Raw genomic sequence first — 4,346 nt, forward strand, 5'->3', positions numbered from 1 at the left:
ACCGAGGGTGATCGAAAACCCCGGAATGGGTGATCGGATTCAGCGGAATACGCAGTCGAGCGTGAGCACGGCCATCGACGGGCGCCCCGCGCCATCAGGACCGCGGACACGTCCACCCGCCATCGTCCGGCGCGGCAGGGGCCGAATCTGGCGGGCTCACCGTTGCACCTTGTCTTTCGCGTCCTCGACGATGGTGACCCCCGGAGTGGCCGTCCCAGAAGGGGACCTCCGATCCGGTCCCTGATCCGTGCGGGGGACGGAACCCGCTCGAACCGCTCCGAAAACAGGTCCTTGTGGTTGGAGCAAGAGGGCGTGAGGCCGAAGTAACACGCGAGCCCTGTGCCCAGCACCTCGCCGTCACCTGAACAACGAAGGCCACGTGCCTTCGGAACCCTGTGTGGGCAGCGGCCAGAGTCGTCGCAGGGTCTCGAGGACAGAGGACGCGACTTCGCGAGAGGGGACCGACCATCCCGCGGTTCAGCGATCGTCGGTGCTCGCCACTCCTCCTGATGTGGGACCTGCGCGCAAGAGGGTGCCGCCAGGAAGGCAACGTCTATCCTGTGCGAATCAGAGGGGCACCGTCTACAGGAGCGCGCCGGTGGCCACACGTACGATTGGTGCGTACATCGCCACAAACGATCCGATCCCGGGCCGCCGCAGGCAGCTCACCGAGGATGACATTCGGGCGCTTGCCGAGCACACGCGGGTGGGGCCAGTCGAGCTCCACGTTTCGCATGACGAGCACGTGACAATCAACGCGCGCTGCACCAAGGCCGAGCTGAGGCGCACCGGTTCTGGCTCGCTCGGCCTGTGGGTCGAGCACGACGTCGACGAACGGGATCTTGCGAGGTTTGGCGACCACTTTGGCTACTCCGTCGGGTGGGCGACGGAGGCTGTTCCGCTCGACCCATCGAGCCGTCTGCCGGAGCTTCAACTGATCGTTGATTCGGAGAACTTCGCGGATGAAGAGTTCGACGGGGCAGTCGCTGACCGAGTGCGCATGGCGGCACGATCGCGGTCGAGTCCGCGGGTCACGACCGTGGCACGACCGTGGACGTCACCCTTCCCGCGCTCGACGACGAACCCGGCGAGGGAGAGGTCTAGGACCTGCGAACCGGTTGGGGAGAGCACGAAGAAACGAGACGCCCCCTGACGGGAGCGTCTCGTTCGTGCCGTTGCGAATCGATCAGGCGGACGGGCTGGCCGCCGGGCTGACTTCGGGACTCAGCTCAGGACTGGTCCCCGGGCTCGTCACCGTGGACGGGACCGGGTTCAGCGTCGGCACGTCGCTCCCGCCGGGGTTCGTGTTGCACGCACCCACGAACAGAGCGGCCGCGAGGATGAGCAAGGCGAGCAATGGCTTCATGGAGCGTCCTCCTTGGGGATGCCCCGACACCCTAGCACGGATCCACCCGTGCAGGGCTCGGCGCGGGTCCGGCAGTCAGGCCCCGTCAGGCGCCCTGAGCACGGCCAGGAGCGCGGCCCCATCGGGCCGGCCCAGGCCGGTACATGCGTCCCAGCCGGTTCCGGCGGCGTAGGCTCCATTGCCGCCGATCGTGATGTCGCGGAAGACGCGTGCCGGAGCCGCGTACAGCAGCGGGTTCAGGAAACCCACGGGCGTCTCCAGTTGCTGGTTGAGCTGCGCGACGAGGGCGGCCAGGAGCGGCGCGACCGCACTGGTCCCGCCGATGACCATCGGCTGCCCGTCCACGCGCACCGCGTACCCGCTGGCGGGACTGGCGTCCCCGGCGAGATCGGGCACGCCCCGGCCGACCCGCCCGCCCGGGTTGGCCGACCTGGGCACGCCGGCGCCCGCCTGATACGCGGGAGGATCGAAGACGTCGCTGACTCCTCCCCCCGTCGCCCCACCCTCGGGCCCGTCGTTCCAGACCCGCTCGTCGCTGATCGCGGACGGCGAGGCGAACAGACGGGTGCCGCCGCAGCCGACGGCATGCGGACTGGACGCCGGGAAGTCGGCGTGGGCGAGGCCGTCCGCGACCGCGTCGTCCGACCCGTCGTCGCCGGACGCGCAGAGGACTGTGACCCCCACCAGCGCCGCGTCCTGGAACGCCTGGTCCAGCGCCTGCATCGCCTGGGCGGTCCAGTGGACCTCCGCCCCGCCCCAGCTGATGGAGATGACCGACGGCGTGTTGACGGTGTCGTGGACCGCCGCGGTCACGGCATCGAGGAAGCCGCGGTCCGTGTTGGGGGCGAAGTAGACAGCGATACGGGCGCCCGGGGCCACCGATCCGGCCACCTCGATGTCCAGCATGACCTCGCCGTCGGCGCTGTTCGGCGTGGTGGGGTGGCTCGTCGCGCCGTCGACGGAGACGGCGACGATCGTCGGCGCGGGGATGCCCAGCTGCGCGAAGTACGCCTGCAGGTCGCCCCGCCGCAGTCCTCCGCTGAGCTCGATGAGCGCGATGCACTGGCCCTTCCCGGTGGCGGTGGGTTCAAAGTCGTAGAGCCGCGCGACCTGCGGTGGCGTGAACGATGTCGCGCTGGTCGCGGGCGTCGCGGGCGACCGCCGCGCACCGAAGGGGGTGGCGACCGGATCGAGTTCGGTGGGTAGCACGCGGAAGTGCGGCCGGGCCTGCGGCCGGTCGTCCAGTCCGAACACGCCCTCGACGATGACGCCGAGCTCGGCCGGGACGCTCACCGGACCGGTCCGCCCGCGATACGTCCCCTCGGCGTACTGGTACCGCTGAAGCGTCACCCCGAACGCCGCGCTGACCTTCTGGGCGGGACCGGCCAGGACGACCTTCCGCTGGGCTGCATCGGCCTCGATGACCTCCAGCCCCTGCGCCGCGGCGAACGAGCGGACCGCGGCGATGTCGGCAGGGTCCGCGCCCCGAGTGGCGCGCAGCTCGTCGCGCGTGAGGTAGCGGCGCGCTCCGAGGCTCTGGGCCGCTAGGGCGGTCGCCGCCGCAGTGGCGGCCCAGGAGCGCGACCGGACCCGCACCGTAACCTCGACCCGCTCGTCAGAGTGGACCGCGCCGATGAGCTGCGCTCCCGGCATCTCCGTGCGGCCGCTGCCGGGGACCTGCACCCTGGTCTTCCTCGATGCCACGGCGGTTACCCTCTTTTAGATGGAAGACCATCGGTCGGCCTCTTGCCCCAAGCCTATCAGCGATATGTCTCAGCGCCACCATCTGGGCATGGTCACCGGGCACGTGGCTCGCCGCGGGTCATGGCTCGGAGCGGTCTTCGCGCGGCAGCAGATAGAGGGCCATCACGAGCGGGGTGCGCGCGAGCACGCTGTGCCTGGTGTCGGCGGGCATCCGGAGCCACGCGCCCGGGACCGCGGCGTAGGCATCGTCTCCGGCGATGAGGTCGCCCTCACCGGACAGGATGTGGATGATCGCCGGGCGGGCCGAGGTGTGAACCGTACTGAGAATGTCCGAGTCATTCTCTCCCCCGGTTGGATCATCAGTGAGGAACAAGTTCTCATTGGTTTCGCGATCTCGCGCGGTCAGCGTAAGGGCTCGGCATCCCACGCACGTCAGCCCCTTCGGAGAGAGGCTCTTAAGTACGGCACTCCAAACGCCGTACCCTCCCGCGTGGCACCCATGCGAGAAGCGGCCTAGTTACTTGCTCTAGCGAGGGGGATGCTTAGAGCGAGTAACGGCACCGATCGCGGTCACGGGCGCCGGGCCACTCGTGGTCTACCGGTGTTGCCCGCCGTGGTTGCCCCAGGACGGCCGACAGGCTGTCGCGGCGAGGATATAGAACGGGCGTGCTAATGGCGAGGGGGTTATCCACGCAGTGAGGGGCGATGCCGAAGCTCACGGCGAGGGGCCAGATTCGCTGGTCGCTCGTTCTCGGCATCGCCCTCGCAGTTCCCATCGCCATCTTCGCCGCCGCGATCTGGTGGGCGGAATACGGCGCGCTCTCGGCCCACCGCTCGATCGGCCTGGACTATCGCGTGTTCGTGTCCTATGGACAACGGCTGCTCGATACGAGGTCGCTCTACCTGCCGGCCCAGCTCACCGGCCACTACGAATGGGCATCGCTGCCGGCCGATCCGCTTCTGGCGCCATCCATCCCATCCGCCCTGCCATGCGTCTATCCGCCGCTCGTGGCGCTGCTCGTGCGGGGCGATCCGTGCAGCGGCGGATCCGGGGCCCCGCGACGCCCGACGTCTGGTTCGAGGTCGGGTAGCCCGCGAGCGGAGCCCACGCCGGTCCCCGTGGGTGCGCGACGGTCGCGACTGCGTCGACGGCGCTCCCTCTCTGTGGCCCGGCTGCCGGCCTACTCCAAGTAGGCCCGCAGCTTGCGGCTGCGCGACGGGTGGCGGAGCTTGCGGAGCGCCTTCGCCTCGATCTGGCGGATGCGTTCGCGGGTCA

At 69.6% G+C, this 4,346-nt stretch carries 6 protein-coding genes; 2 read left to right on the plus strand and 4 right to left on the minus strand.

All coding sequences use genetic code 11. The features are described from left to right. Nucleotides 1-706: 706 nt before the first annotated feature. Nucleotides 707-1,153, plus strand: a complete 447-nt coding sequence (locus tag IVW53_15615; GenBank protein ID MBF6606994.1) for a hypothetical protein — start codon at nt 707-709, stop codon at nt 1,151-1,153. Between the two features lie 33 nt (nt 1,154-1,186). On the opposite strand, the gene IVW53_15620 is transcribed toward IVW53_15615, so the two are convergent. From IVW53_15620 to IVW53_15630, 3 genes are all read right to left on the minus strand, one after another. Then, nucleotides 1,187-1,366 carry a hypothetical protein gene (locus tag IVW53_15620; protein ID MBF6606995.1) on the minus strand — a complete coding sequence of 60 codons (180 nt, stop codon included), beginning with the start codon at nt 1,364-1,366 and terminating at the stop codon, nt 1,187-1,189. Between the two features lie 75 nt (nt 1,367-1,441). Continuing rightward, the gene (locus IVW53_15625) at nt 1,442-3,019 is read right to left on the minus strand and encodes a S8/S53 family peptidase (GenBank protein MBF6606996.1); all 1,578 of its coding nucleotides are present in this window, start codon (nt 3,017-3,019) and stop codon (nt 1,442-1,444) included. Between the two features lie 169 nt (nt 3,020-3,188). Then, nucleotides 3,189-3,443, minus strand: coding sequence for a hypothetical protein (locus IVW53_15630; protein MBF6606997.1), 255 nt, complete (start codon nt 3,441-3,443; stop codon nt 3,189-3,191). 332 nt (nt 3,444-3,775) lie between these two features. Between IVW53_15630 and IVW53_15635 the strand changes: the two genes are divergently transcribed. Beyond that, the gene (locus tag IVW53_15635) at nt 3,776-4,264 is read left to right on the plus strand and encodes a hypothetical protein (GenBank protein ID MBF6606998.1); all 489 of its coding nucleotides are present in this window, start codon (nt 3,776-3,778) and stop codon (nt 4,262-4,264) included. Here the strand turns inward: IVW53_15635 and IVW53_15640 are convergent. Then, nucleotides 4,252-4,346 (minus strand): hypothetical protein (locus IVW53_15640; protein MBF6606999.1); only part of this gene is annotated, 95 nt, incomplete at its 5' end. The two genes, IVW53_15635 and IVW53_15640, sit on opposite strands and share 13 nt — an antisense overlap.

This window comes from Chloroflexota bacterium (assembly GCA_015478725.1).
GTDB lineage: Bacteria > Chloroflexota > Limnocylindria > Limnocylindrales > CSP1-4 > C-114.